This window comes from Bradyrhizobium huanghuaihaiense (genome assembly GCF_007830635.1).
Taxonomy (GTDB): Bacteria; Pseudomonadota; Alphaproteobacteria; order Rhizobiales; family Xanthobacteraceae; genus Bradyrhizobium; species Bradyrhizobium huanghuaihaiense.
Genome location: NZ_VLLA01000005.1, coordinates 149,424 through 173,572, shown reverse-complemented (window position 1 = coordinate 173,572; position 24,149 = coordinate 149,424). Strand labels below are relative to the sequence as shown.

Annotated in this window: 20 protein-coding genes and 1 tRNA gene; 16 read left to right on the top strand and 5 right to left on the bottom strand. The window is 62.6% G+C overall.

The window, feature by feature from the left end:
* The first annotated feature begins 31 nt into the window (after nucleotides 1-31).
* The 5 genes from IQ16_RS13520 (at nucleotide 32) to rnz (ending at nucleotide 5,756) form a co-directional block, all read left to right on the top strand.
* Entirely contained in the window at nucleotides 32-805 is a 774-nt protein-coding gene (locus IQ16_RS13520) for an alpha/beta fold hydrolase (RefSeq protein ID WP_018645632.1), read from the top strand.
* A 369-nt stretch (nucleotides 806-1,174) separates the two neighbouring features.
* Nucleotides 1,175-2,392 carry a multidrug effflux MFS transporter gene (locus tag IQ16_RS13515; RefSeq protein WP_018645633.1) on the top strand — a complete coding sequence of 406 codons (1,218 nt, stop codon included), beginning with the start codon at nucleotides 1,175-1,177 and terminating at the stop codon, nucleotides 2,390-2,392.
* Between the two features lie 15 nt (nucleotides 2,393-2,407).
* Nucleotides 2,408-3,805: a guanine deaminase gene (guaD, locus tag IQ16_RS13510; protein WP_018645634.1), complete on the top strand. Its 1,398-nt coding sequence runs from the start codon at nucleotides 2,408-2,410 to the stop codon at nucleotides 3,803-3,805.
* Nucleotides 3,806-3,820: 15 nt separating this feature from the next.
* Nucleotides 3,821-4,804 (top strand): antibiotic biosynthesis monooxygenase, encoded by a 984-nt coding sequence (locus tag IQ16_RS13505; RefSeq protein ID WP_018645635.1) that lies wholly within the window; start codon nucleotides 3,821-3,823, stop codon nucleotides 4,802-4,804.
* A 49-nt stretch (nucleotides 4,805-4,853) separates the two neighbouring features.
* Nucleotides 4,854-5,756, top strand: coding sequence for a ribonuclease Z (rnz, locus tag IQ16_RS13500; RefSeq protein ID WP_018645636.1), 903 nt, complete (start codon nucleotides 4,854-4,856; stop codon nucleotides 5,754-5,756).
* A 16-nt stretch (nucleotides 5,757-5,772) separates the two neighbouring features.
* Here the strand turns inward: rnz and IQ16_RS13495 are convergent, their stop codons facing one another.
* A complete protein-coding gene (locus IQ16_RS13495; RefSeq protein ID WP_018645637.1) occupies nucleotides 5,773-6,618 on the bottom strand; it encodes an IclR family transcriptional regulator in 846 nt (281 codons plus the stop codon).
* A 120-nt stretch (nucleotides 6,619-6,738) separates the two neighbouring features.
* Between IQ16_RS13495 and IQ16_RS13490 the strand changes: the two genes are divergently transcribed.
* From IQ16_RS13490 to IQ16_RS13465, 6 genes are all read left to right on the top strand, one after another.
* Entirely contained in the window at nucleotides 6,739-7,662 is a 924-nt protein-coding gene (locus IQ16_RS13490; protein ID WP_035667258.1) for a dihydrodipicolinate synthase family protein, read from the top strand.
* A 27-nt stretch (nucleotides 7,663-7,689) separates the two neighbouring features.
* Nucleotides 7,690-9,126 (top strand): FAD-binding oxidoreductase, encoded by a 1,437-nt coding sequence (locus IQ16_RS13485; protein ID WP_018645639.1) that lies wholly within the window; start codon nucleotides 7,690-7,692, stop codon nucleotides 9,124-9,126.
* 2 nt (nucleotides 9,127-9,128) lie between these two features.
* Nucleotides 9,129-10,235 carry a four-carbon acid sugar kinase family protein gene (locus IQ16_RS13480; RefSeq protein ID WP_018645640.1) on the top strand — a complete coding sequence of 369 codons (1,107 nt, stop codon included), beginning with the start codon at nucleotides 9,129-9,131 and terminating at the stop codon, nucleotides 10,233-10,235.
* Nucleotides 10,232-11,269 (top strand): 4-hydroxythreonine-4-phosphate dehydrogenase PdxA, encoded by a 1,038-nt coding sequence (gene pdxA, locus IQ16_RS13475; RefSeq protein ID WP_018645641.1) that lies wholly within the window; start codon nucleotides 10,232-10,234, stop codon nucleotides 11,267-11,269. The genes IQ16_RS13480 and pdxA overlap by 4 nt, the downstream gene beginning before the upstream one ends.
* Nucleotides 11,270-11,279: 10 nt before the next feature.
* Entirely contained in the window at nucleotides 11,280-12,410 is a 1,131-nt protein-coding gene (locus IQ16_RS13470) for an iron-containing alcohol dehydrogenase (RefSeq protein ID WP_026312413.1), read from the top strand.
* A 61-nt stretch (nucleotides 12,411-12,471) separates the two neighbouring features.
* Nucleotides 12,472-13,443 (top strand): Bug family tripartite tricarboxylate transporter substrate binding protein, encoded by a 972-nt coding sequence (locus IQ16_RS13465; protein ID WP_026312414.1) that lies wholly within the window; start codon nucleotides 12,472-12,474, stop codon nucleotides 13,441-13,443.
* Nucleotides 13,444-13,531: 88 nt separating this feature from the next.
* Here IQ16_RS13465 and IQ16_RS13460 read toward each other — a convergent pair whose 3' ends face one another.
* Genes IQ16_RS13460 through IQ16_RS13450 form a run of 3 tightly spaced genes read right to left on the bottom strand, consistent with a single transcriptional unit; the run spans nucleotide 13,532 to nucleotide 17,566 of the window.
* Nucleotides 13,532-14,500 carry a G1 family glutamic endopeptidase gene (locus IQ16_RS13460; RefSeq protein ID WP_158646930.1) on the bottom strand — a complete coding sequence of 323 codons (969 nt, stop codon included), beginning with the start codon at nucleotides 14,498-14,500 and terminating at the stop codon, nucleotides 13,532-13,534.
* Between the two features lie 22 nt (nucleotides 14,501-14,522).
* Nucleotides 14,523-15,497 (bottom strand): phosphatase PAP2 family protein, encoded by a 975-nt coding sequence (locus IQ16_RS45605; protein ID WP_167526323.1) that lies wholly within the window; start codon nucleotides 15,495-15,497, stop codon nucleotides 14,523-14,525.
* A 14-nt stretch (nucleotides 15,498-15,511) separates the two neighbouring features.
* Complete coding sequence (locus IQ16_RS13450; protein WP_018645646.1) at nucleotides 15,512-17,566, bottom strand: BTAD domain-containing putative transcriptional regulator; 2,055 nt, start codon at nucleotides 17,564-17,566, stop codon at nucleotides 15,512-15,514.
* Between the two features lie 563 nt (nucleotides 17,567-18,129).
* Here IQ16_RS13450 and IQ16_RS13445 point away from each other — a divergent pair.
* From IQ16_RS13445 to IQ16_RS13435, 3 genes are all read left to right on the top strand, one after another.
* On the top strand, nucleotides 18,130-18,450 hold the full coding sequence (locus IQ16_RS13445; RefSeq protein WP_018645648.1) for a hypothetical protein: 321 nt from the start codon (nucleotides 18,130-18,132) through the stop codon (nucleotides 18,448-18,450).
* 186 nt (nucleotides 18,451-18,636) lie between these two features.
* Nucleotides 18,637-18,710, top strand: a tRNA-Gln gene (locus IQ16_RS13440).
* Nucleotides 18,711-19,265: 555 nt separating this feature from the next.
* Complete coding sequence (locus tag IQ16_RS13435) at nucleotides 19,266-19,961, top strand: hypothetical protein (RefSeq protein WP_158646929.1); 696 nt, start codon at nucleotides 19,266-19,268, stop codon at nucleotides 19,959-19,961.
* A 127-nt stretch (nucleotides 19,962-20,088) separates the two neighbouring features.
* Here the strand turns inward: IQ16_RS13435 and IQ16_RS13430 are convergent, their stop codons facing one another.
* Nucleotides 20,089-21,033, bottom strand: a complete 945-nt coding sequence (locus IQ16_RS13430) for an MvdC/MvdD family ATP grasp protein (protein WP_145831518.1) — start codon at nucleotides 21,031-21,033, stop codon at nucleotides 20,089-20,091.
* A gap of 402 nt (nucleotides 21,034-21,435) precedes the next feature.
* Here IQ16_RS13430 and IQ16_RS13425 point away from each other — a divergent pair, with 402 nt between their 5' ends.
* Nucleotides 21,436-23,226 carry an ABC transporter ATP-binding protein gene (locus tag IQ16_RS13425; protein WP_145831517.1) on the top strand — a complete coding sequence of 597 codons (1,791 nt, stop codon included), beginning with the start codon at nucleotides 21,436-21,438 and terminating at the stop codon, nucleotides 23,224-23,226.
* Nucleotides 23,227-23,241: 15 nt separating this feature from the next.
* The gene (locus IQ16_RS47625; protein WP_145831516.1) at nucleotides 23,242-24,117 is read left to right on the top strand and encodes a cell division cycle protein 123 family protein; all 876 of its coding nucleotides are present in this window, start codon (nucleotides 23,242-23,244) and stop codon (nucleotides 24,115-24,117) included.
* The last annotated feature ends 32 nt before the right edge of the window (nucleotides 24,118-24,149 follow it).

The window sequence follows — 24,149 nt, the reverse complement described above, 5'->3', positions numbered from 1 at the left end:
AACGACCGGTGAAGCGAGGGAAAGACCGCACATGGACAGGCTTCTTGCCAACGGGACCGTCAACGCCGCGCAATCGGGCGAGGGGCCGCCGCTGTTCCTGTTCCACTCGCTGTTGTCGGACCGCGCCAGCTTTGATGCGATCGCGCCGGAGCTCCAGAAGTCCTTCCGCGCCATCGTGCCGGAGCTGCCGGGGTTCGGCCGCTCGCGCGCGGTCGAAGGCGGCCTTGCTGCGGTCGCGGACCGGATGGCAGAGGCTGTGAAAGACGCCGCGGGCGGTGCGCCGGCGATCGTGCTCGGCAATGGCTATGGTGGCTTCGTCGCCTTGCAGATGGCGATCCGGCATCCGGCGATCGCCAGCAAGCTCATCCTCGCCGACAGCGGCGCGGCGTTCTCCGAGCCCGGCCGCGAGGCGTTTCGCAACATGGCGAAGGCGTCGCGGGAAAAGGGGCTGCAGGCCATCACCGACGTCGCGATGCGGCGCCTGTTCGCGCCCGAGTTTCAGGAGCAGCACCCCGAACTGATGCGGGACCGTCGTGAGGCCTTTCTGCGGACGGACCCCGACGTGTTTCGCGCCGCGTGCGACGCGTTGGCGAGCCTGGATCTCCGCACTGAGCTTGCCGCGGTGAAGGTTCCGGTGCTCGTTCTGGTCGGTGAGCACGACGAGGCGACGCCTCCGCCGATGTCGCACGAGCTGGCTGCGGGATTGCCGCACGCCGAACTCAAGATCATTCCGGGTTGCGCGCACGTGCCGCAGCTTCAGTCGCCGCAGCAGTTCCTCGCGGCTCTCGAGGGCTTCCTGCTTTGATCCGTGCTTGGAAGCGGCGATGGCCTCCGAACGGTTAATGGCGGGAGTGCAGGCGCGTTCACGATCGGCGATCATGCGGCCGAGCGCCTGTTTTGCCCGACGTGTCAAACATCCGCATCGACAGCGCTGGAGCCGCGCGGGACGAAATTCTTCAATGATTTGTACTGTGCATGGGGTTGTTTTCGCATTTTTGTTTAAGCGCCTCCGGGACCGCATCAGCCGTCGGAACCCGTATCGATACGACCACCCCTAAGAGTTTTTACACACAGTTCTGGCACGCTTCGCGCGTCACTAGCCGCAACCTGCATCGTCGCCTCTCATTGCGCGCACGAAAAGACAGGACCCGCGGGGATCGAGGGGGCGTAAGCCATGACTGCACTTGCTTCGGACGCCGGTCGCGCCAGGGGTGGGATCGTGCCGATCCTGTTGTGCGTCGTGCCCTTCAGCCAGATTCCGCTCGACGCCTACACGCCCGGCCTGCCGCAGATGGTGGTGGACCTCGCGACCGATTCCGCCTCGATGCAGAACACCGTCACCGCCTACATGCTCGGCATGAGCCTCGCGCTGGTGCCGGTCGGCATCGCCTCCGATACGCTCGGCCGCCGCAACGTCCTGCTCGCGGGACTGTCGGTGCTGATCGCGATGAGCATCGCCTGCGCGCTCGCCACCAGCGCCTCGCTGCTGCTGGGCTTGCGCTTCCTGCAGGGCATCGGCGGCTGCACCTGTCTCGTCGTCGCCTATGCGGTCGCCGCTGATTGCTTCCGCGGCCGCGAGCTCACCGCAATCTCCGGCCTGCTCGGCGCTGCGTGGGGGCTAGCACCCGTGCTGGCACCGGCGGCCGGTGGGTTCATCGTCGAGCTGACCTCGTGGCGTGGCGTCTTCGTCATCATCGCGATCGCTGCGGCCATCGTCGCTGCGATCGTCGTATTCCTTCTGCCCGAAACGTTGCCGGCCGAGCGGCGCGCACCGTTCGATCCGCGCCGTACCGCCGGCATCCTGCGCGATGCGCTCGTGCGTCCGGGCTTCCTGGCTTTCGTGCTGGTGTTTGCCGCGGCGGCCAGTGCACAGCTCGCGTTCGGCGTCGTTGCGCCGTTCTTCTACCAGACCGGCCTCGGTTATTCCGCTGCCATCTACGGCCTCGTCGCGCTCGGCCTTGGCGGCGTCAACCTCGCCGGCGAGCTCGGCTGCGCGCATTTCGCGCGCTTCATGCCGGCCCGCGTGATGGGCTTCGGCGCCTTCGCGCTGTTTCTCGCCGGCTCGGTGGTCCTGACCGTAACAGGCATGACCCTCGGACTCGATTTCATGTCGATCACGATCGGCGGCGCGCTGGTGCTCGGCGGCTGCGGCGTGCTTTGCCCGATGATGTACGGCATGGCGCTCGGCCTGTTCGAGCGCGACCACGGCCTGATCGGCGGCCTCATCAGCGCGCTCTGCTATCTCGCCGTCAGCGGCGCCATGGCGATCGCGGCGGTGCTGCCCGAGGCGACGCAGGCGCCGATCGGATGGCTCTATCTCGGCCTCTGCGCCGTCGCCGGCACGCTGCTTTCGATCTCGCTGCCCTCGGCGCGGCAGGCCACACAGACTTAAGGAAGGAACCAGACCATGGCCACTGTTGGTATTCGCGGCACGTTCTTCGACTTCGTCGACGACCCCTGGAAGCACGTCGGCAACGAGCAGGCCGCAGCCCGCTTTCATCAGGACGGCCTCATGGTCGTCACGGACGGCGTCATCAAGGCGTTCGGTCCTTATGACAAGATCGCCGCCGCGCATCCCGGCGTTGAGGTCACCCATATCAAGGACCGCATCATCGTCCCCGGCTTCATCGACGGCCACATTCATCTGCCGCAGACCCGGGTGCTGGGCGCCTATGGCGAGCAGCTGCTGCCGTGGCTTCAGAAGTGGGTCTATCCGGAAGAGCTCAAATACCGGGATCGCAACTACGCGCGCGAGGGCGTCAAGCGTTTCCTCGACGCGTTGCTCGCCGGCGGCACCACCACCTGCCAGGCCTTCACGAGCTCCTCGCCGGTCTCGACCGAAGAGCTGTTCGAGGAAGCGAGCCGGCGCAACATGCGCGTCATCGCGGGCCTCACCGGCATCGATCGCAACGCGCCGGCCGATTTCATCGATACCCCCGAGAATTTCTATCGCGACAGCAAGCGGCTGATCGCGCAGTATCACAACAAGGGCCGCAACCTCTACGCCATCACGCCGCGCTTCGCCTTCGGCGCCTCGCCGGAGCTGCTCAAGGCGTGCCAGCGCCTCAAGCACGAGCATCCGGATTGCTGGGTCAACACCCACATCTCCGAAAACCCGGCCGAATGCAGCGGCGTGCTGGTCGAGCATCCGGATTGCCAGGACTATCTCGGCGTCTACGAGAAGTTCGACCTGGTGGGGCCGAAATTCTCCGGCGGCCACGGCGTCTATCTCTCAAACAACGAGTTCCGCCGCATGTCGAAGAAGGGCGCGGCGGTGGTGTTCTGCCCGTGCTCGAACCTGTTCCTCGGCAGCGGCCTGTTCCGGCTCGGCCGCGCCACCGATCCCGAGCATCGCGTGAAGATGTCGTTCGGCACTGACGTCGGCGGCGGCAACCGCTTCTCGATGATCTCCGTGCTCGACGATGCCTACAAGGTCGGCATGTGCAACAACACGCTGCTTGACGGCAGCATCGATCCCGCGCGCAAGGACCTTGCGGAAGCCGAGCGCAACAAGCTCTCGCCGTATCGCGGCTTCTGGTCGATCACGCTCGGCGGCGCCGAAGGCCTCTACATCGACGACAAGCTCGGCAATTTCGAGCCGGGCAAGGAAGCCGATTTCGTCGCACTCGATCCGAACGGTGGCCAGCTCGCACAACCCTGGCACCAGTCACTGATCGCCGACGGCGCCGGTCCGCGCACGATGGACGAGGCTGCGAGCATGCTGTTCGCCGTCATGATGGTCGGCGACGACCGCTGCGTCGACGAGACCTGGGTGATGGGCAAGCGTCTCTACAAGAAGAGCTGAAGCGGACGGCCGCCTATGAGCGCATCTCCTGACACAGCCGGCCAGCCGGTCGCCCTCGTCATCCAGCGCCGCATCGCCGATGACGGCTTTGCCGCGTTCGCGCGGTGGAACGGCGAGGTCGGCGAGGTGCTCAAGACCTGGCCCGGCTTTCTCAGCCAGGAGGTGGTGCCGCCGCAGCCGCCCGCGCATGTGGATTGGGTGACGATCGTGCGCTTTGCGAGCCCGGCCGCCGCGCGCGCCTGGCTCCAGAGCGAGGTGCGGGCGAAGCTGATCGCGGATGTGCAACGCTTCTTCGTCGGCTCGGAGGATGTCCATATTCTGCCGGACACCGGCGTTCAACGCGACAGCGCGGTTTCTGCCGTCATCTCCTTTAAGGTGCCCGCCGGATTAGAGGACGCCTTCTTCACGTGGCAGCAACGCATCCAGGCCGCCGAAGCCGAGTTCAAAGGATTTTTGCGCCACAAGATCGAGCGGCCCATTCCGGGCCTGCACGATGAGTGGATCGTCATCCTGTCGTTTGACAGCGATGCCAACCTCAATGCCTGGCTCGACTCGCCGCTGCGGCAGACGCTGCTCAAGGAGGGCGCGCGCTTCAACGCCGGCATGAATGTGAAGCGGGCGAGCTACGGCTTCAACTTCTGGTTCCCCGCCGGCAAGACGCAGGCACCCGAGCAAGGCGCAGGCTTCATCTGGAAGAGCAACCTCATCGTTCTCCTGGTGCTCTATCCCGTGGTGTACCTCTGGGGCTATTTCATCAGCAGGCCGCTGATCGACAGCCACGGCGTGCCGGTCTGGCTGTCGCTGTTCGTCGGCAATCTCGTCAGCACCCAGCTGCTCGGCTGGTGGCTGGTGCCGGCCGCCTTCAAGGCGCTCGATTGGTGGGTGGCGCCGAAGGCGGCGATCAGTCGCCAGATCGCGGGCTACGTGCTGCTTGCCGCGCTCTACGCCGCGTCGATGGGCCTGTACGCGCTGCTGCTCGCGTGGCATTGGGGACGGTGAGGCCGTCCATCGCATTGTCGTGGAGACGGGCGGTCTCTGGACACGGACCATGTTCGCCCTGACATTTCTCGGGACCTCGGCAAGCGTTCCCTCGGCGGAGCGCAACCATCCGGCTCTTCTGGTGGAGGCGGCGGGCCAACGCATCCTGGTTGATTGCGGCGAGGGCACACAGCGCCAGCTGCTGCGCAGTGGCGCCGGCTTCCGGCGGCTCGACCGTATCCTGCTGACGCACGCGCATCTCGATCACGTGCTCGGCATCCCCGGTCTGTTCTCGACACTGGGCTTGCGGCAAACCTCCGACGCGATGACCATTCACGGCGGGGAAGGCACGCTCGATCTCGTCATCCGCATGCTTGCGGGCCTGTGGGGCGCGGGCAGGGCGCCGATCCCTGTTGAGTTCGCAGCCCTAAGCGAAGGGCAGGTCATCGACGCCGGCGACTTCACCATCGACTGCTTTCCGGTCCGCCACCGCGACACCGACAGTTTTGGTTTCGTCTTCCAGAGCCCCGCGCGTCGGCATCTTCAGTCCGATCGTCTCGCGGCGCTCGGGGTCCCCGACGGTCCCTTACGCGGCGAGCTGGCCGCCGGCCGGCCAATCGTCGTCGATGGCCGAGCGATTGACCCGGAGGATGTCCTGGGGCCGCCGAGCGGCGGCAAAAAGCTCGTCGTGATCGGCGATGCCGAGACGACGGATGGACTGTCCAAACATGTTGCCGACGCCGACATGCTGGTGATCGAGGCGACGTTCCTCGAGCGCGACGCGCCGACCGCGCGGAATTACGGCCATCTCACCGCAGCAGAGGCGGCTTCCTTTGCGGCCGCGAACAACGTTGGCCAGCTGGTGCTGACTCACATGTCGGGACGCTATGAGGACGAAGAGATCCTGGCGGAGGCGACAAGGATCCTTCCAAACAGCCGGATCGCCGCCGACTTCGACCATGTGGTCATCTAGTCGCCGCGCCCCGTGTTCAGCTCGACAATCCCGACTTGATCGCGAGATCCTGCGCCTGGTTCGTCACCTGCATCAGCCGCGGCAGCGCCTGGTCGCGAAAAGACGGCATGTCCATCCGCATCGCATCGACGGTGACGCTCAATCCGGCGATCACCAGACCCTGCGCGTCGAAGATCGGCGTTGCCAGCGTGCGCAGGCCATAGGCGTTCTCGCCGTCAGAGACGGCATGGCCCTTCTTCTTCACCTGATCGAGCCGGGCGAGCAGGGCATCGAGATCGGTGAGCGTTCGCTCCGACAGCTTGACACGGGGGCGCAACTCGAGCCGCGTGATCTGCTCGTCGCGCGCCAGATGCGCCAGCATGACATGGCCGAGCGCGGCGCTGTAGGCGGGGATGCGCGTGCCCGGCCGGCGGTCCATCTTGTGGCGATCGAGGCCGGCACCGACGCGCGCAAGATAGATCACGTCTCCGCCGTCGAGGATGCCGAGCGAGGCAGCGTCGCCTACCGCAGGCACGAGTTCGCGCAGCAGCGGCTCGACGATGGTCCGCAAGGATCCGTGCGACAGCACGGTGTAGCCGAGATCGAGGCAGGCGACGCCGAGGCGGAACCGGCGGCTCTGCGGAACCGCCTGGAGGTATTCGAGCTCGATCAGGGTCTGGATCAGGCGGAACGCGGTACCGCGATCGAGATCGGCCCGTGCGGCAATCTCACTCAGGGTGAGCTCGAAGGCCTCGCTGGTGAAACTCTTGAGCACGGCAAACGCCTTGCCGACCGAAGCGACGTAATTCTTTGGATTTTTCGGTGTCGCTTCAGGTTTGCGCTTTGTGGCCTTGCTCGCAGTCTTGCTATCAATCTTGGCCATGCCCGAATGCCCCGCCATGACGGCTGCCCTTGACGCGGCGTCAGCCTGATCTTACCAACGGGGCAGATCATAACAAATGTTCGCATTCCGAACAATATCGATTTGACGATCGGAGGAAGTTTGTCGACATCATCGCTGCACCCTCATGGCGTGTTCTCCGCCGCGTTGACGCCCCTCGACGCTGAGCTCGCCCCCGATCATGCGCGCTTCGTCGCGCATTGCCGTTACCTGCTGGACGAAGGCTGCGACGGCATCGCGCTGCTCGGAACCACCGGCGAGGCGAACTCCTTCTCCGCGGCCGAGCGACTGGCCCTGCTCGAGGCGGCGGTGGCTGCCGGCATCGCGCCGCAGCGGCTTCTCCCCGGAACGGGCGTCGCCGCGCTCACCGAGACCATCGCGCTGACGCGTCACGCGCTCTCGGTCGGTGTCGACACCGTGGTGATGCTGCCGCCGTTCTATTACAAGGGCGTCAGCGACGACGGCATCTACGCGTCCTACAGCGAGGTCGTGCAGCGCATCGGCGATGCCAGGCTCAAGGTCGTGCTCTATCACATCCCGCAGATGTCGGCGCAGCCGATCTCGCACGCGCTGATCGAGCGGCTGCGCAAGACCTATCCGGCCATCTTCACCGGTATCAAGGATTCCTCGGGCGACTTCGCCAACATGACCGCGATGGTCGAGCGCTTCCCGGGCTTCTCGGTTCTCGTCGGGGCCGATCCACTGCTGCTGCCGCTACTGCGCAAGGGCGGGGCGGGCTGCATCACCGCGACCTCGAACCTCATCGCGCGCGACCTTGCCTATGTCTACAAGCATTTTCGCGACAGCGACGATGATGCGGCGCTCAAGGCGGCGCAGGCGCGTATCGTGAAAGCGCGCGAGCTGGTCTCGCGCTTCCCGCAAATGGCCTCGCTGAAGGCGATCGTCGCCGAGCGCACCGGCCATGCCGGATGGCAGCGCCTGCGGCCGCCGCTGGAGTCGCTGCCGCTGGCTCAAGCGAAAGAGCTGCTTGCGGATGCTGCGGCATTCGCTGCCGCCACCGTCTAGAGTCAGCCCGGGCGACGAGGCGAACCGATGTCCGATGCTTTCCAGGATGCGCTGGCCGGGCTCGCCGCTATCGTCGGCGACAAGCACGTCATCGCGTCCGGGCCCGACCAGGAGCCTTATGTGGTCGACTGGCGCGGGCGCTATCACGGCCGCGCGGTGGCGGTGGTGAAGCCCGGATCGACGGCCGAGGTCGCCGCAGTCGTCAAATTCTGCGGCGCAAGGCGGCTCGCGATCGTGCCGCAGGGCGGCAACACCGGCATGTGCGGGGCGGCGACGCCCGACGATCACGCCGGCAATGTCGTGATCCGGCTCGACCGCATGCGCACCGTGCGCGACGTCAGCCCGCTCGCCAACACCATCACGGTGGAGGCCGGCTGCATCCTCGCGGAGGTGCAGAACGCGGCGCGGGACGTCGATCGCTACTTTCCCTTGAGCCTCGGCGCCGAGGGCTCGTGCCAGATCGGCGGCAACATCTCGACCAATGCCGGCGGCACCGCCGTGCTGCGCTACGGTCCAACGCGCGATCTCGTGCTCGGGCTGGAGGTCGTGCTGCCCGATGGCCGAGTGTTCAATGGCCTGCGCGCGCTGCGCAAGGACAATACGGGATACGCGCTGAAGCAGCTCTTCATCGGCGCGGAGGGTACGCTCGGCATCGTCACCGCGGCGGTGCTGAAGCTGTTCGCGCCGCCGCGCAGCTCGGCCCTGGCGCTGTTGAAGCTGCAGGGCGTCGAGCAGGCGCTCGAGATCATGCAGCGCCTGCGCGGCGCAGTCGGCGACCGGCTCGGCAGCCTCGAGATCATGTCGCGCTCGCAGATCGAGGCAATCGCCGCGACGGTGTCGCATGTCACCATTCCCTACGAGCTGACGACGCCATGGTATCTGATCGTCGAGCTGACCGACACGCTTGCAGGCGTTGACCTCAACGAGCCGCTGGCCGCCGTCCTCGCGGATGCGATGGAAGCGGGGCTTGCCGAGGACGCCATATTGGCCTCCAACCTCGCGCAGGCGAAGGCGATCTGGGCTGTCAGGCACAGCGTGTCCGAAGGCAACAAGCGCAGCGGTTACGTGGTCTCGCATGACAGCGTGGTGCCGCTGGAGCGCCAGGCGGCTTTCGTCAATAATGTCGAAGCCCGGATCAAGGCGGCCGTCCCGCATGCGAATGTCGTGATGCACGGCCATATCGGCGACGGTAACATCCACGTCGTGGCCCTGATTGACCGGGTGCATTGCCAGGACCCGGAAGCGACGGCGAGGCTGGTGGCTGAGATCAACGAGATCGTCGATGACGAGACCGCGGCGCAGGGCGGGGCGATCAGTGCCGAGCACGGCATCGGCATCACCAATCGCGGCCGGCTTGCGCGTGTCGCCGATCCGCTCGATATCGAGCTGATGCGAGATATCAAGCGCTTGCTCGATCCGCGTGGCCTGATGAATCCCGGCAAAATCTTCAGCGCGGGAGCCTGACAATGACGACCGTCCGCCTGCTTGCCGATGATCTTACCGGTGCACTCGACACCGCGGCGGAGTTCGTCGGCTTGTGCGGACCGTTCGATGTCACCTGGCCGGAAGCACCCAAGGCGTCCGGCTCCCGCAGCCTCGCGATCGACAGCGGCACCCGCGAGCGCTCGAAGGGCGAGAGCGTCGCGATCGTCGGACGGCTGGCGCCGCAGCTTCACGGCGCGACGATCGCCTACAAGAAGGTCGACAGCCTGCTTCGGGGGGCGTGGGCGGCCGAGCTTAGCGCCTGCCTGCGCAGCGGCCACTGGGCCTCCTGCGTGGTCGCGCCCGCCTTCGACTATCAGGGGCGCCGCACCGCAGGCGGCCAGCAATTCGCACGCACTGTGCAAGGCGAGTGGCACCGGGTCGGCGACAATCTGCTGGATCAGTTGAGGCAAGACGGCATCGAGGCGCGGCAGGGCAGCTCCGATACGCTGTCGCAGGGCGGCGTTCAGGTGTTCGATGCCGAGAGCGACATCGATCTCGACCGCGTCGTCGAGATGGGACGGCGCATGCCGGGGCCCGTGCTGTGGTGCGGCAGCGGCGGATTGGCCGGTGCGCTCGCGCGTAGTCACCGTGCCGATGCGCCGAGCCAGTTGAAGCTGCCGGTGCTGGGGCTGTTCGGGTCCGACCAGCCCGCGACCGCCTCCCAGCTGGCTGCGTGCGGCGAAGCGACGATCGCACTCGCGGAAGGCGAGGGTGCATCGCGCGTTCAGCGCAAGCTGACCGATGATCGCGTCGCGATGGTCAAATTCTCGCTCGCCGAAGGCCTGACGCGCTCTGAAGCGGCGCGGCGGATTGCGCATGAAATGACGGCTCTGATCGGGGCGCTCGAACCGCCCGGCACGCTGATCGTTGCCGGCGGCGAGACCTTGAAGGCCGCCTGTGTTGCTCTTGGCGCGCATGCCCTTCAGGTTACGGGACGTATTGTTCCCGGATTGCCGCGCTCGATCCTTCAAGGTGGGCGCTGGGCCGGCGTCGACGTCGTTTCAAAGTCCGGAGCGTTCGGCAACAGCGAGCTGTGGCGCGACCTGCTCCGGGACAATCATCTGCTCAGAATGGAGAGTCCGATATGACCTCTCGTCATCTTGCCATCACCATGGGCGATCCGGCCGGGATCGGGCCGGAGATCATCGTCAAGGCCTGCGTCGGGCTGAAGGATAGGATCGCAAAGGGCGATCTGCGTCTGCTCGTCATCGGCAGCGGCGCGGCGCTCGATGGCGCCAAGGCCGCGCTCGGCGCCGACATTGCGATCCCGGAGGTCACGGCCGGCGATCGCGAATGGCCAAACCTCTGCTACCTGCAAGCCGACGCCGAGGGCGACCCGATCAAGCCCGGCGTGCTCAGCGCCGATGGCGGCCGCTTCGCCTACAAGGCGATCGAGCAGGGCGTGCGCCTGACGCAGGCCGGCCGCACCGCGGCCATCGTCACCGCGCCGCTCAACAAGGAAGCCCTGAACAAGGCCGGCTATCATTTCCCCGGCCATACCGAGATGCTGGCGCATCTCACCGGCGTGCGCGGCTCGGTGATGCTGCTGGCCCACGGCAACATGCGCGTCAGCCATGTCTCGACCCATGTCGCGCTGGAGGACGTGCCGAAGCGCCTGACGCCGGAGCGGCTGCGCATGGTGATCGATCTCACCAACGACGCGTTGCATCGCCTCGGCATTGCCAAGCCCAAGATCGCGATCGCCGCGCTCAATCCGCATGCCGGCGAGGGCGGCCTGTTCGGCCGGCAGGATATCGACGTGTCGGCACCGACGATCGCGAAAGCGGTCGCCGACGGCCTCGACGTCGTCGGCCCGGTGCCGGGCGATACCATTTTCGTCAAGCTGCGTGCCGGCCAGTTCGATGCCGCTGTCGCGATGTATCACGACCAGGGGCACATCCCCGTCAAGCTGCTCGGCTTCCAGGTCGATCCGGCGACCGGCCGCTGGCAGGAGCTCTCCGGCGTCAACATCACGCTGGGCCTGCCGATCATCCGCACCTCCGTCGATCACGGCACCGCCTTCGACATCGCCGGCAAGGGCATCGCCAACGAGCACAGCCTGATCGAGGCCATCGACTATGCCGAGCGGCTCGCCGCCGGCGCCTCCGCATCGAAGTCATGAGATCGAGCCTATGACCAACGCCTTCACGCCCATCGAAATCCAACGTCCCACCATCCTGGAGTTCGGCAACGGCACGATCACCGCCGCGGCGCGCTTTGCCGAGCGCATCGGCGCCAAGCGGCCGCTGGTGATCTCGGACCCGTTCAATGCACGCCGCGTCGACACGCTGGCGCTGCCGGGCGCCGTAAAAGTGTTCGGCGACGTCAAGCCCGAGCCGGATCTGCCCAATCTCGAGAAGGCGGTGGCGATGGCGAAGGAGGCCAAGCCCGATCTCGTCGTCGGTTTCGGCGGCGGCAGCGCGATGGATCTCGCCAAGCTGGTCGCGGTGATGTGCACGTCTGACGTACCCTTTGCCGACATCGTCGGGCCGGAGAAGGTCGCCGGCCGCAGCGTGGCGCTGATGCAGATTCCGACCACCTCGGGCACCGGCAGTGAAGCCGGCACCCGCGCGCTGGTCACCGATCCCGTCAGCCAGAACAAGCAGGCGGTGCAGAGCCGCTTCATGCTGGCCGACATCGCCATCGTGGATCCGGACCTGACGATGACCGTGCCGCGGGAGGTCACTGCGGCGACCGGTGTCGATGCGCTGGCGCATTGCGTCGAGGCCTACACCAGCCGCAAGGCGCATCCGACGATCGACCTCTACGCGCTCGAAGGCGCACGGCTGGTCGGACGCTATCTCAAGCGCGCGGTTACCGATGGCGGCGACCGCGAAGCGCGCGCCGGCCTGTCCCTGGCCTCGCTCTACGGCGGCTATTGCCTCGGGCCGGTGAATACCACCGCGGGCCACGCGGTGGCCTATCCGCTCGGCACGCGCCATCATGTTGCGCATGGCCTCGCCTGTGCGGTGATCTTCCCGCACACGCTCGCCTTCAACATGCCGGCGGTGGAAGAGAAGACAGTTGCCGTGCTGGGGGCGCTGGGGCTGCCCGAGCAACGCGATTCGAAGCTCGCGTTCGAGGCGACCTACGCGTTCTGCAAGGATCTCGGCATCGAGATGCGGCTGTCCGCGCTGGGCGTGCCCAAAGACGACCTCGGCGTGATGGCCGATGAGGCGCACGCCATTCGCCGCCTGCTCGACAACAATCCGCGCGATCTCGGCCGGGATGCGATCCTGAATATGTACGAGGTCGCTTTCTGACACGCCTGCCGCGCGCAGCAGCCAATCAACCAACAACACAGTGAGAGTAGAGGAAACTTCGATGAGATCGATGTGGCTTGGTCTTTTGTCGGCAGTGCTGCTGGCGACGTCGCCGGTGCTGGCGCAGGATGGCTATCCGTCCAAGCAGGTGACGGTGATCGTTCCCTTCGCCGCCGGCGGCACGGCCGACATCTTCGCGCGCATGGTCTCGAACCATTTGCAGGTCAAGCTCGGCAAGCCTTTCGTCGTCGAGAACGTCGGCGGCGCCGGCTCGATCCTCGGCGTGACGCGGCTGGCGAAGTCGGCGCCTGATGGCATCACGCTTGGCCTGGCCAGCACATCCGCGCTCGCGATCAATCCCTCGCTCTACGGCCCGAAGCTGAGCTATCAGCCGGACAAGGATCTGATCCCGGTCGCCCAGATCAGCGTCGTGCCCAACGTGCTCGTGGTGAATCCCAACAAGATCAACGCGCGCACCGTGCCGGAGCTGATCGCCTACCTCAAAGCAAACCCGGACAAGGTCTCGTTCGGCTCGGCCGGCGTCGGTACCTCGCAGCATCTGGCGGGCGAGCTGTTTCAGCAGATGACCGGCACCAAGATGGTGCACGTGCCCTACAAGGGCTCGAGCCAGATGCTGACGGACCTGCTCAGCGGCCAGATCGATCTCGCCTTCGACAATGTGCCGCTGCTGCTGCCGCAGGTGAAGACCGGCCAGCTCGCGATGCTGGCGACGGCAACGCCGAAGCGCGCCGACTTCGATCCGCAAGTGCCGGCGGTGGCCGAATTCCTGCCGGGCTTCGAGGCCGTGGCCTGGCACGGCTTCTTCGTCCCTGCGGGTACGCCGAAGCCGATCGTCGAAAAGCTTTCCGCCGAGATCCGCGCCTTCATGCAGCAGCCGGAGACGGTGCAGAAGATGGCCGAGCTCGGTGCCACCGCGGTTGCGGTGGATTCGGAGCCGTTCGCAGCCTACATCGCCGCGGAGACGGCACGCTGGAAGAAGGTGATCGACGCGGCGAACATCAAGCTGGAGTAGGCGCGCAGCGTTGCTGGTCTTGCGATACCCGAGACGGGACGGATCACGCCGCTTCTGCGCGGTCCGTCCCCGAACGTGGGTTGCCCGTTTACACCGCCGGATCCTGGAACGTGCAACTGACGCCGATCGGGCCGTTTGGAGTCTCCTGCCGCAGCTCCGGACGTGACACGATGACGGTGCGCTCAGGATCGGCAAAAGTCTCCCGCATCTCGATCATGAGCGCGTTGTCCTCGAGCGTCATCATGCGGCCCGATCCGATCGCTCCGTCCGCAGCCCGGGCCACGCAGTACCTGAAGTTTACGGGATCATAGTCTGGAAGCGGGAACAGATCGCGGCTCTTCGGGTCTGTCGGCCGCTCCATGACCCATTGCACGGATGATCCGAGCGGCTCGATTTCGCCAGGCGGTGGTGGGGCCAGAAACGAGCGGAACTCGCCGGTGCTCTGGTTCTTGATGAAATAGAGAATGTCACCGCTGACCTGGACCGCCAGGCCGGCGAGGACTTTGTGGCCTGTCTCGATTGCCAAATTGTCGATCAACGTGATCGCTTGTGGCTCCGGCGCTGTTGCCGACTTGCCGGTCGCCTCATCCGGCTGCGAGTTGTGCCACCAATCCCACCACGCAAAGTGCTTGGGTTTGCGATCGGGCCAGTGGCCGGTGCCGATCTGAGGCAGGGAAACATTCGGCAGCACGCCGTTGCGGCCGTCGAGCCCCACCCACAGCAGCGATTTTGGATCGTCCGCGTGCGTCCCCAGGGCCGACACGGATGGCCGACGCACGTCCGGCACATTCCATCCGGCTGCCGCAAAGACGATCTGCTGGGGCCAGGGTGTGGAAATGAGCGCCCCCGACCAATTCAGCATCGATTGAAGCGCTCCCCCGGTGGAGGGGGGATCGATGTCGGCGAAGGTCGGCTGCTTTGCCGAAAACGGGGCCGAGACGAGCTCCGTCCAGAACTGGAACAGCTCCGGCTCCGTGACGACATCCGGCTTTTGCGGAATGCCGTAGCGATCGAGCTCGGCGGGGGACGCATTGAGAAGGTCGAAGCCGGCGGGCACGACTTCGTAGAGGCCGCACCGATCAGTCTCGGACATTTTTCTCTCCCGCGGAGATGTCGGCGTCCTTCCCATCGTCGAACACGCCGGTGTTCTCCCACTCGGCCTTGGCGTTGTCGACGAGCTTCGTGAACTTCGGCAGATACTCCCGGTCCAGGAGAATCTTGTCGATGATCGCGGCTGCGAGCTTCACCCCGGCCTTCGTATCGGACGGATAGTGAAGACCGGCGATTTCCCGGTTCCGCGAAATCCGGTCGGCAAGGGCGCCCAGCGTCTTGTCTATCGTTGTCCGCCCCGCGAAGCCCGGGATGGGATCGGAGAAGCCGAGAGCTTGCGGCATGACTTTGCTCAGAAGCGCTGCGAAGACGTGGGCCTGAGTGGCGTGACCGCTCGGGAAGGACGCATGCCCGCCGTGCTGGATCGGCGACATGAAGCCGGGGACCACCTGCGTGGGGCGCGGGCGATTGAAATGCGCCTTGTAGTGCATCGCGATCAGCGCGGTGAGCGCATCGGCGACGATCAGCATGCGCGAGGTCGCGGGGTGTGTCGTCGCCGTCGCGGACACCATATGCAGGAACTTGCTGATGAACTCGTCGGCCTCGGTAACGATTTCATCCATGGCGGGCGCGCGTTCATTGACGGCCATGTTTCTCAATATGGCAATGTCGTCGTCGAGAGTCGCTGCCCAAGGGGTTGGACCCTTGCCGAGCAGGGCAAATCCGCCGAGCCGCTTGAGCCAATCTGCCTGGCTGGCAAGATCGGACATCACGACCCACGAATACCACCGTGTCGACCACAGCCTCATGCCGAAGCCGGTGGCATCGAACCTTGCGCCCTTGACGTCGCGCTCGCTGACGAACGGACGATCGACGCGGTCGGCGAACATGGCGCCGCCCGATCCGCTGGTGCCGCCGTATCCTCCATAACCCCCGTACCCTCCATAACCCCCGTAGCCGCCATAACCGCCGTAACCGCCATATCCTCCGTATCCGCCCGCCATATGAGCCTCCTCTGTCAGGACTTGTTGGTGTTGCCTAGGGTGGTTCCGTGCCGAAGTGCCGGGGCCAGCCGTGAGAGCGCGGCTTCGATGCGCGCCAGGGCCGGCTTCGGCCATGGTGAGCTCGCGATCCATCTCATGTCGAGCTCGCCGGCCGTCATGAGTGGCACCGCGAAAGTCTGCGCATCGTCGAGACGCCCGCTTTCCACGAGCGCAGCGACGAGAACGCGCAGGTTCACCTGGTTGCTCGGCAGCAGCGTCGCGACCCGCCTCGCGTGTTCGATGGCCGAGTTGAGGTCGTTCATGGCAAAGTGAGCCTGAGCCGAGATCATCTCCGCGAACCACGCGTGCCTGTCTCGCGGCGACAGACGCAGATTGAACGCGGCATCGCCGAGTGCGTCTTCATAGTGTTCGCAGCGAACATGCACGGCGGCACGATATGCGAATGCGAGCGCGAGGTTCGGGGTGAGCTCGATGGCGCGGTCGAGCTGTTTGAGGGCGCCGACATGGTCGTGCTTGCATTGCGACAGCGTGTAGCCGCCGACGGCATTGGCGAGCGGATCGGCCGAGTTTCGCTCCAGCGCTCGTTCGGCGAGCGCTCGCGCGGTGTCGAGCTCGTTCGGTGCATTCGCGGACCACCCGCGTGCCACGCGCTGCATGTGCCAGATGGCGCTGTAGGACAGAGGTGGCGCCCAATTGGGGCTGAGGATGTGCGCCCGCTCGAAGTTGGTGCGTGCCGTCACGAATGTCGTGTAGTCCGGGCTGAACATCTGGTCGTAGCCGACCAGGGCCAACTGGTAGGCATCGAGATCGTCGGGCCGTTTTTGCATCGCGCGATGTAGCTCCCGGTCGCGAACTTGAGGCGCCAGCGAGCGTATGACCTCGACGGCAATGCGGTCCTGCAGGTCGAAGACGTCGGCCGCAGTCCCGCTGAGGCGATCGACACGAACGACTTCGACCGTCTCGGCGGCAACGAGTTCGGTCGAGATCCGGATCTGGTCGCCGGCGCGCTGAATGCTTCCGTGCAGCAGATATTGCGCATTGAGATCGCGGCCGATCGCGCGCAGATCCGGTGTCTGCGACATCGGGATCATGGTCGACCCGCGCGAGATCACGAACAGCTCTTTCAGGCTCGACAGGGCCTGCACGACGCTGTCGACGATACCGATCGTGAATTGGGGCTCGAGCGTCGGCGACAGCGCGCGGAAGGGGAGAACGGCGACCGATGGCCGGCTGACGGCAAATCCGGCCAGGCCAAGTGCGGGGGCCGCCGCAGAGGACACGGCCTGCCGCGTGACTGTCTCGGGTTGCTGCTGTCGCAGGCTGGCAATCAGCTCCTGCGTGAGCTTGTGCGGCTCGATGTCATAGGTGTCTTCGAGCTGGCGCCAGAGCCGCGCATAGATCGCGAGCGCGGCACCGATGCTTCCGGCCGCGATGTGGCTCCTGATGAGAACGCGAATGGCACGCTCGTTCTCGGAATCCAGCCGGTAGATGGCTTTTGCCGCAGCCTCCGCGGTGGGCGTGACATCGGCTTGGCCCTCATCGGGAAGCAGCCTCGTCAGGGCATCGATCAGCCGTTCGTGGATCAGCGGTCGCGTCTCCGCAAGCCAATCCGAAAATGCGGGATCGACATTCTCGAGGTCGTCGAGAATGTCGTCGGTCAGGCGTTCGTGTGCAAAAAGGATAGGATGGACGACGCCGCGCTCGGCATCTGCGATGATTTCCGTCAGGTCACAAGCGACGTGTTCGATATCGAGTGCCACGTGCATCTGATCGGCATGGAAATGCGTGCAGCCGTGCGTCTTCAGTTCGCGCTGGATCTGGCTCAGCGATTGTCGCAGCGAGCCCTTGGCGAGCGGGTCTTCCTTCTCGCTCCAGAGCAGGCCGACCAGTTTGGTTCTGGGCAACTGGCGGGCGGAGGAGAGCATCATGTAGCCGAGAAGCGCTTGCGCCTTTCGGCCGAGCGCGATCTCGTGTCCGTCCACCGATGCTGAAAATGTGCCGATGATATTCAGCCGCAGGCGGCCGGTCTCGCTTCCGCCTGCCGCCTTGTCGCCGCCAACTCCCGCCATCTCGTCCCATCCCCCGTCGACATCGTCGACGACAATGCAGGAGGGCAGGTCCCGGGAGCTTAGGCTTGGTGAAATGCAGATAATCGGTTCGCGTTGTCCGCGAAGCCAATGACGCGTGAGCTCAGGAATGCAGCCCGCCGGATCTGGTGCAATGCAGAAATGGTACATCTTGCGTTATCAGACGGTCAAGGGTTGCTGAACGATCGGAATGCGACCTTGCGGGCAAAATGAAAATCGCTCCTCACTTGGAGCCGACGCGCGTGAAATGAGCGTGAATGGCGAGTTTTCGCTCACCTGCACCAAGCGCGCGATGCGGTCGCAAGCCGTCGGCAACTCACGCGCGAGTACGGTCTGACCTTGGTCGCCGGCCGACTTGTGTCGCGGTCCGGCACAAGCTCAGCCAGTCCCGATCGGTATCGTGTGGTGGCAAGCTTGTGGTCTTCGCCGCGGAAAGCTCGCCGGCTCGCCCGATTCACGGGCCATTCACGTTTCGCTTCGCTTCGCCCGCCTATGGTTCGCCCGCGATCGCAGGATCGCGCAACTTGGCGAGGGAGAGGTGCATCATGACTGTCCTGCTGAGAAACACCTTCAAGGCCTGGATCGACCGCGCACCCGGGGCGCCGCCCAGGCTGATCATGATTGGCGACGTGCGGGTCCCGAGCAATGGCTGGCAGGCCCGCCTGACCAGGCGCTCACCGCAGGGGATCAATCCGAAGATCCTGATCCTCGACGTGAATGCGGAGCAGCCCGCCGACGCGGCGCAGGAGGAGATCACCACGATCCCGCTCCGCTACGAGGAGAGCCCGCCGCAGGACGAATATGGTCAGGTGATGATCGCCCATGGCCGGGGCGAAATCGTCGTCAGCATCGGCCGCATGCATTAGCGGAAGGTTCGCTCCGATCGTATCCCGGTCCCATCATTGGGCTGACGAGCCATCCACCGGAGCGCTTGCCAGCCCAGATGCGAGCGGGTAGAACGCTGCCACGCCTGAGCCGTGATTTGCGCCAAACGCGCTTCCGGCCACAGTCGGACAAATCAGTAAGTCATTGAATTTGTTCGGCTATTCCGTTGGGGAATGGTGTAACGGTAGCACAACAGACTCTGACTCTGTTTGTCTTGGTTCGAATCCAGGTTCCCCAGCCAACTTCTTGGCATAAAAGCAACCACCTGAAATAGTTATGATATTTCGCGCTGGGTAATTGGCGTACCCCAACGATGACCCTAACGGGTGCCCCCAACGCCTAAGTGGGCGAGTTCCAAAGAAGCCATGCGTTCACGATCGCGCCGCCGGCAATCAGTGCGAAGCCCACCACCAGCAGCCACGTGCCGAAACGGACACTCCGCTGGACCCGCTCATCAAAGCCAACGAGCATTGGAAGCTGTGCCGACCTACCGGCCAGAAATTCTGTAAGGGACCGAAAGTTTGCATCGGCGCCTCGCTGTGCGAAGGCTAGTTGGTCGATTATCGTCTTCACCCGGTAAGCTAGAATTATAGAGCCGGCAGCAGTCATTAGCGGCGGCAGCACCTTTAGCATGTCTCACCCTCTGAGGTGGTGTTGGGTGGCGATTCTCTACCAAAAATTTAGGCCGACGAACAGCTTCACGATGCTATCACCAGGTTCACGCCTAGCGCACTACGGCAAAGGTTTTTACACAACGCCCTAGCAGAGCGATGGCAAAGACGAAGGGAGTTTGATGGTGTCCGAACCGCACGAACTCAACGCAGTTGCCTTTACAACCGGCTCCGCAGACGGCATGACCGCGAAGCTTAGCCTCAGGTCAAATTTTGCCGTCAACCACTTACGCGTCGCTATTCAAGCGGCGCAAAGCGCTCATGTCGTAGAACGGGCGAGCGACACAAGTCAGCATGGCGCCTGGTTCGACGGCATGATGATGCATGTTCCTGTCGCCATAACGATGGCTGCAGCCGCACTCGAAGCGAATTGTAACGAGATCATTCAAGATATTCTCGATGGGTCGACACTAGGTCTAGCGCAGGGACACATCGCCCTTCTCAGGGATTTGAAGCACGATCGTTCGGGAAATACTACCGATCATTATCGGCACATAGCGCTCCTCCTGGACCAAACTCCGGACATAGGTAGTCTTGCCTGGCAGGACGCCGCACTTCTCGTTCGATTCAGAAACGCGCTCATGCACTTCAAGCCTGCTTGGGATAGCGAGACGGACATCCACGATGGCAAATGGGTCCGGACACTCAAAACCAAAGTACCAATCAGTCCGGGCTACCAATCCAACTTCATGTTTCCTTATGGCTTCATGACCTACGGCTGCGCGAAATGGGCGGTACGAAGCAGTCAGGCGTTCTCCGCGCAATTCAGTTCGTTGATTGGCATCCCTGATAGATTCGCTGGGATTGAAGCGCTTCCATAGTTTTCAGGTAGGGCCCCATATACACGATGGCAAAACGGAGTCCGCCCATGCCCCTTATGAAGCCGATCAGGACCAAGAGTGAAAATCGATCGCACGTCACTTGGAATGCTTGATGCAATCAGACCGTTCAACCGGCCAACAATTCGGCAACGGTGTCCGCTATTCTAGTTCCAAGAGCATGCTCTAACCAGAGCCATTGACCAGCGGGGTTGCATTCAAGAAAGTATGTCGAGCCATCAGTAGACACGATCAAATCATACGCACCATAAACGATGCCAGCGTATAACTGAAACTGCTTCAGCTTAGAGACCGTGTCTCCGTCCAGTTCAACTAAATCAAATATCTCCTCTGATTGCGCACGCCTCCAATCCATTTTCCCAGCGATCGACCGTTGAGATTCGATGCGGAAAGCGAATATTTTCTCGCCCACAACGTACACCCGCAGTTCGAACTCTTTCTCTATCGCAGCCTGAAAAGTTCCCGGGCAAACCGCTATTTGCCTGTTGTTGGCTGCAATAACTCCTCGTCCAACAAAATTCGTCATAATGACGCCATCCGGAGGATCGACGAATGGACTAAGTGTCTTGTAAACGATTGTTTGATCGCGTTGAAAACGGGCGAGTATCCGCTCGTTCTCGTTGGTAAATAGTGTGGGTGGAATTTTGAGGCCAGCCTTTAGCGCGATTGGCATTTGGTTTGGCTTGTAATTAAGGAACACCTGCTTTTCGATGGGATTTAGCCACTTGACGTGGCTCGGCATGTAACCCGGGAGCGATCTAAGCAGGTATTCCCATTCGCGATTTTTGAAATTCGTAGCTACGGGACTCGGCGGCGGCGTATTTGGAATTGAGGGTTTTATTCTCCACCAGACGGCGGATACTTCGTCGGAATTGAGGTCGCCAGTCGCATTGGCAAAATGCGCGCTGACATGATTTTCAGCTGTCAGCGTGACCCGCGCATAGAAGTCCCGGAAGTTGAAGACAAACACTGCGGAGCCGCGACTGAGTACGGCATCTCTAACTGCCGCCACGTGTGGGTCGCGCTCATCTCCGAGGATAAGGACTGTCGACAAAAATGTGTCCTTAGTAGTCAGAATGGAATAGGAGTCTTGTATTCGCCTAGGCGGATCACGACTGAAATTCTTGGCTACGCCACGCTCATAAACGCACGCAGCCAAGGTTGAACGCTGCGGCCGATCAATTGTCGTTACATGTCCGTGTCTTCTGGATCCGTATCGACAGGCAAAGTTACCGTTTTAGTTGTCGTAGTTCCTCCCATCATAGTGGGGGCGGGCTCTACGAACTGAAGTCCGAACGCCTCTCGATCATCGAGCGGCTCGTTCGACTGCACAGTATCGACTGTTGTTGTATCGACTGTTGTTGCCATCGGCTCAATCCTTCCCTTATGTTGCATCTGTCAGTTAAGTTGCACAGGAAGCGCAACGCTACTTTACACAACGCTATCGAGGCTGGCAATGCCTCAGGACGGCAATCCCGAAGACTCGTCCTCTTCGATCAGGGCATTTGGTCGCCCTATATTGGGGCCTGACCACAGAGTGGCTGCCTGCGCGGTCCTCGCGACAGGACTTGTAGGTGCATGCCTTGTCGTCGTCTCGAATTCTCTGATAGCTGAACTCTTCGCCACTGTTAGAGCATCATCCAACGAGGTATCAAAAAGCACCCTCTACGCTTGCCTGGCGCTCTCGATCGTTGTTTCGGCGCAAGCCGTCCAGGCCATGGGATACGAACAGCTATCTTCAAAACTCGCGATAGGCTACCGCGATGCGCAAGAGAAAGCCTTGCTACTGTACATGTTGCGATCTGGCGGCGTGGTTCGCAACAGAGTCGGTACTTCGCAAGCGGTTTCGCTCCTGACGGTTGACCTTGGTCGCACCATGTCGGGGGTGGTGTCGATACTCGGTGTCGCCAGCGGCCTTTTGTCATTAGCGGCGTATATCGCTTGGTTTTTGTTTCAGTCGATTCCGGTCGGCGTCGGGATGCTGCTCGTTGTCGTCTTTTTCTACTCCGTGAATATTCCGCTGGCCCGCCGAACTGCACGGAACGACTCCATCGTCATGGCCGCGGCAGATAAGGTCAGGTATTTCACTGAAGATCACCTGATGGCCGCCGAAGAAATATATGCCTGCCATGAGGAGCGTATCTCTGCGCGGATGTCAGACCACCTGATCGCCGACCGACGCATCGCGTACGCAAGATTCAGCCAATCCTTGTCGTGGCAAGTTGCGCTCAATCTTGTAACCCCCTCCATTGGCATCATGCTCGGGTTCGTAACCGCCATGCTCCTAGGAACCGACGGAGGCTCCGTTGCCACCGTTGTTCCAGTGCTTCTTTGGGCGCTCCCCAACATGCTTGGGCATATGATTCATGTCTCGTCTAATATTCAGTCGTTAAGTAGCGCTCTCGTGAGCCTCAATCGTCTGCAATCAATGTTTGGTTTGGAGGCACTAAAAGCGGGTCGAGCTGAGAGTTGCCGATACTCCCATGCCCCACGCCACGCATCTGAGCCAACGCGTCTGTTGGTGAATGGCTTTCGTGCGGTCCGCGATGGTATTGCAATTTCAGCAATCGACTCCTTCGAGGCTACGGCGTCAAAGCCGACAGTGCTTATGGGGCCTCGCGGGTCAGGAAAGTCGACATTTATGAGAGCGCTTGCGGGCTTGGAGCAGCCTGCCAATGGGCGTGTCGTTGTGAACGGATTTGATGAGATGTGGGGCAATCTACGAGAACAAGATTGGATTTCGTATTTGCCTCAGCATCCAAGTCTGTTTAGCGGCACGGTCCTCGCGAATCTATGCCTCGATGAAAATGCAGCGTCCACCGAGCAATTGCTCGGCGATCAGATCACCCATCTAACTGGTCTGTACGATTTGCTAGTCGAGCTGGGTATCAGGCAGGGTCGAGCCGCTGAGACTGAGGCATTAGAGATGTCTCACGCAATGTTGGGGCTGCAATTCGATGTAGGTCGATACGGCAGTAACTTGTCCGGTGGCGAACGACAGCTGCTCGCTCTTGGCAGATGCTTACTGCGAAGGCGCCCCATCACGATACTCGACGAACCATTGAATCACCTCGACCTCGCGACACGGGCTAGGATTCTGTCCTTCTTCACGAGCTCGAATATCAACGGCATTCTAATCGTTTCAACTCACACTATGGATGGGTTGGACCTTTCCGGCGTTAACCTGCAGAAGCTGAGTCCGCCGCATGGTGAGAGATCGCGCCGTTATAAAGTTAGTTGTCCCTAGGCACCCGGCCAGACCATGGTGACATTCTCAGACGCGACAGCAAGCAGAGAGGGCGCCGAGAGATTTATCAATGTGGCCTCACCAACATTCCTGGAAAATTGGCCGTTGGGGTTGCGAAAACTCTCTGTTCGTCAGACTGACGTACGATTGTCCCGAATGCAGTGCGCCGGAATACTACGATATTTGAAACTGAGAGATATAGGGGCAGTTGATAATGTAGCCACAAATCCATTCGCAATTAATCGCCTCGACGACGCCATCGAAAGCATACGGCCTCGTTTGAATACTGCTTTACGCTCGTACTACCGCGGCGCGTACTTGCGATTCGGTTCTCGCAGTCCAAAAGATAGCGCGCACGGTCTCAGATATGGATTTAGAGTTCGATCAGCGCAGCAAAGTCTAGCAATAATCCTGACATCGAGGGAGCGAGTGCGGTTCGACCTAGCGGTAGCCCACTTGGCTGGGTATCAATCCCATCTATTTTTGCGTGAGTGGATCAATGTACCTCAGTGGAAAGAGTTTCGATGTTTCATGTTGGGCCGGCAACTGCGTGGTATTTCTCAATATCACTACACGGAAGGTGTCACCTATCCGGGAATAGTCGCGAATGCAAACGACATTCGCAGATCTCTTTCTTCATTTTTCACAAAGTTTCGCGATGCTTCCCATCTTGATGACGTGATATTCGATGTTGCCTTCAATGAAAGTTCTGATCCCATCCTGATAGAGATAAACCCATCATCGAAGTCGGGCCTCTCCGACCTCTGCCTATTTCATGGAATGCAATTGGACGGCCGCTTTCGCTTCTTGGGTGATGGCCATGATTACAAGCGAGTATGCCGTGCACGAAGTGCGCGAGTGTCGCCAAGTTCTCTGAGCGGAGCAGAATGAAATGACAGTGGTGCGCAGTCGCTGTCATACTG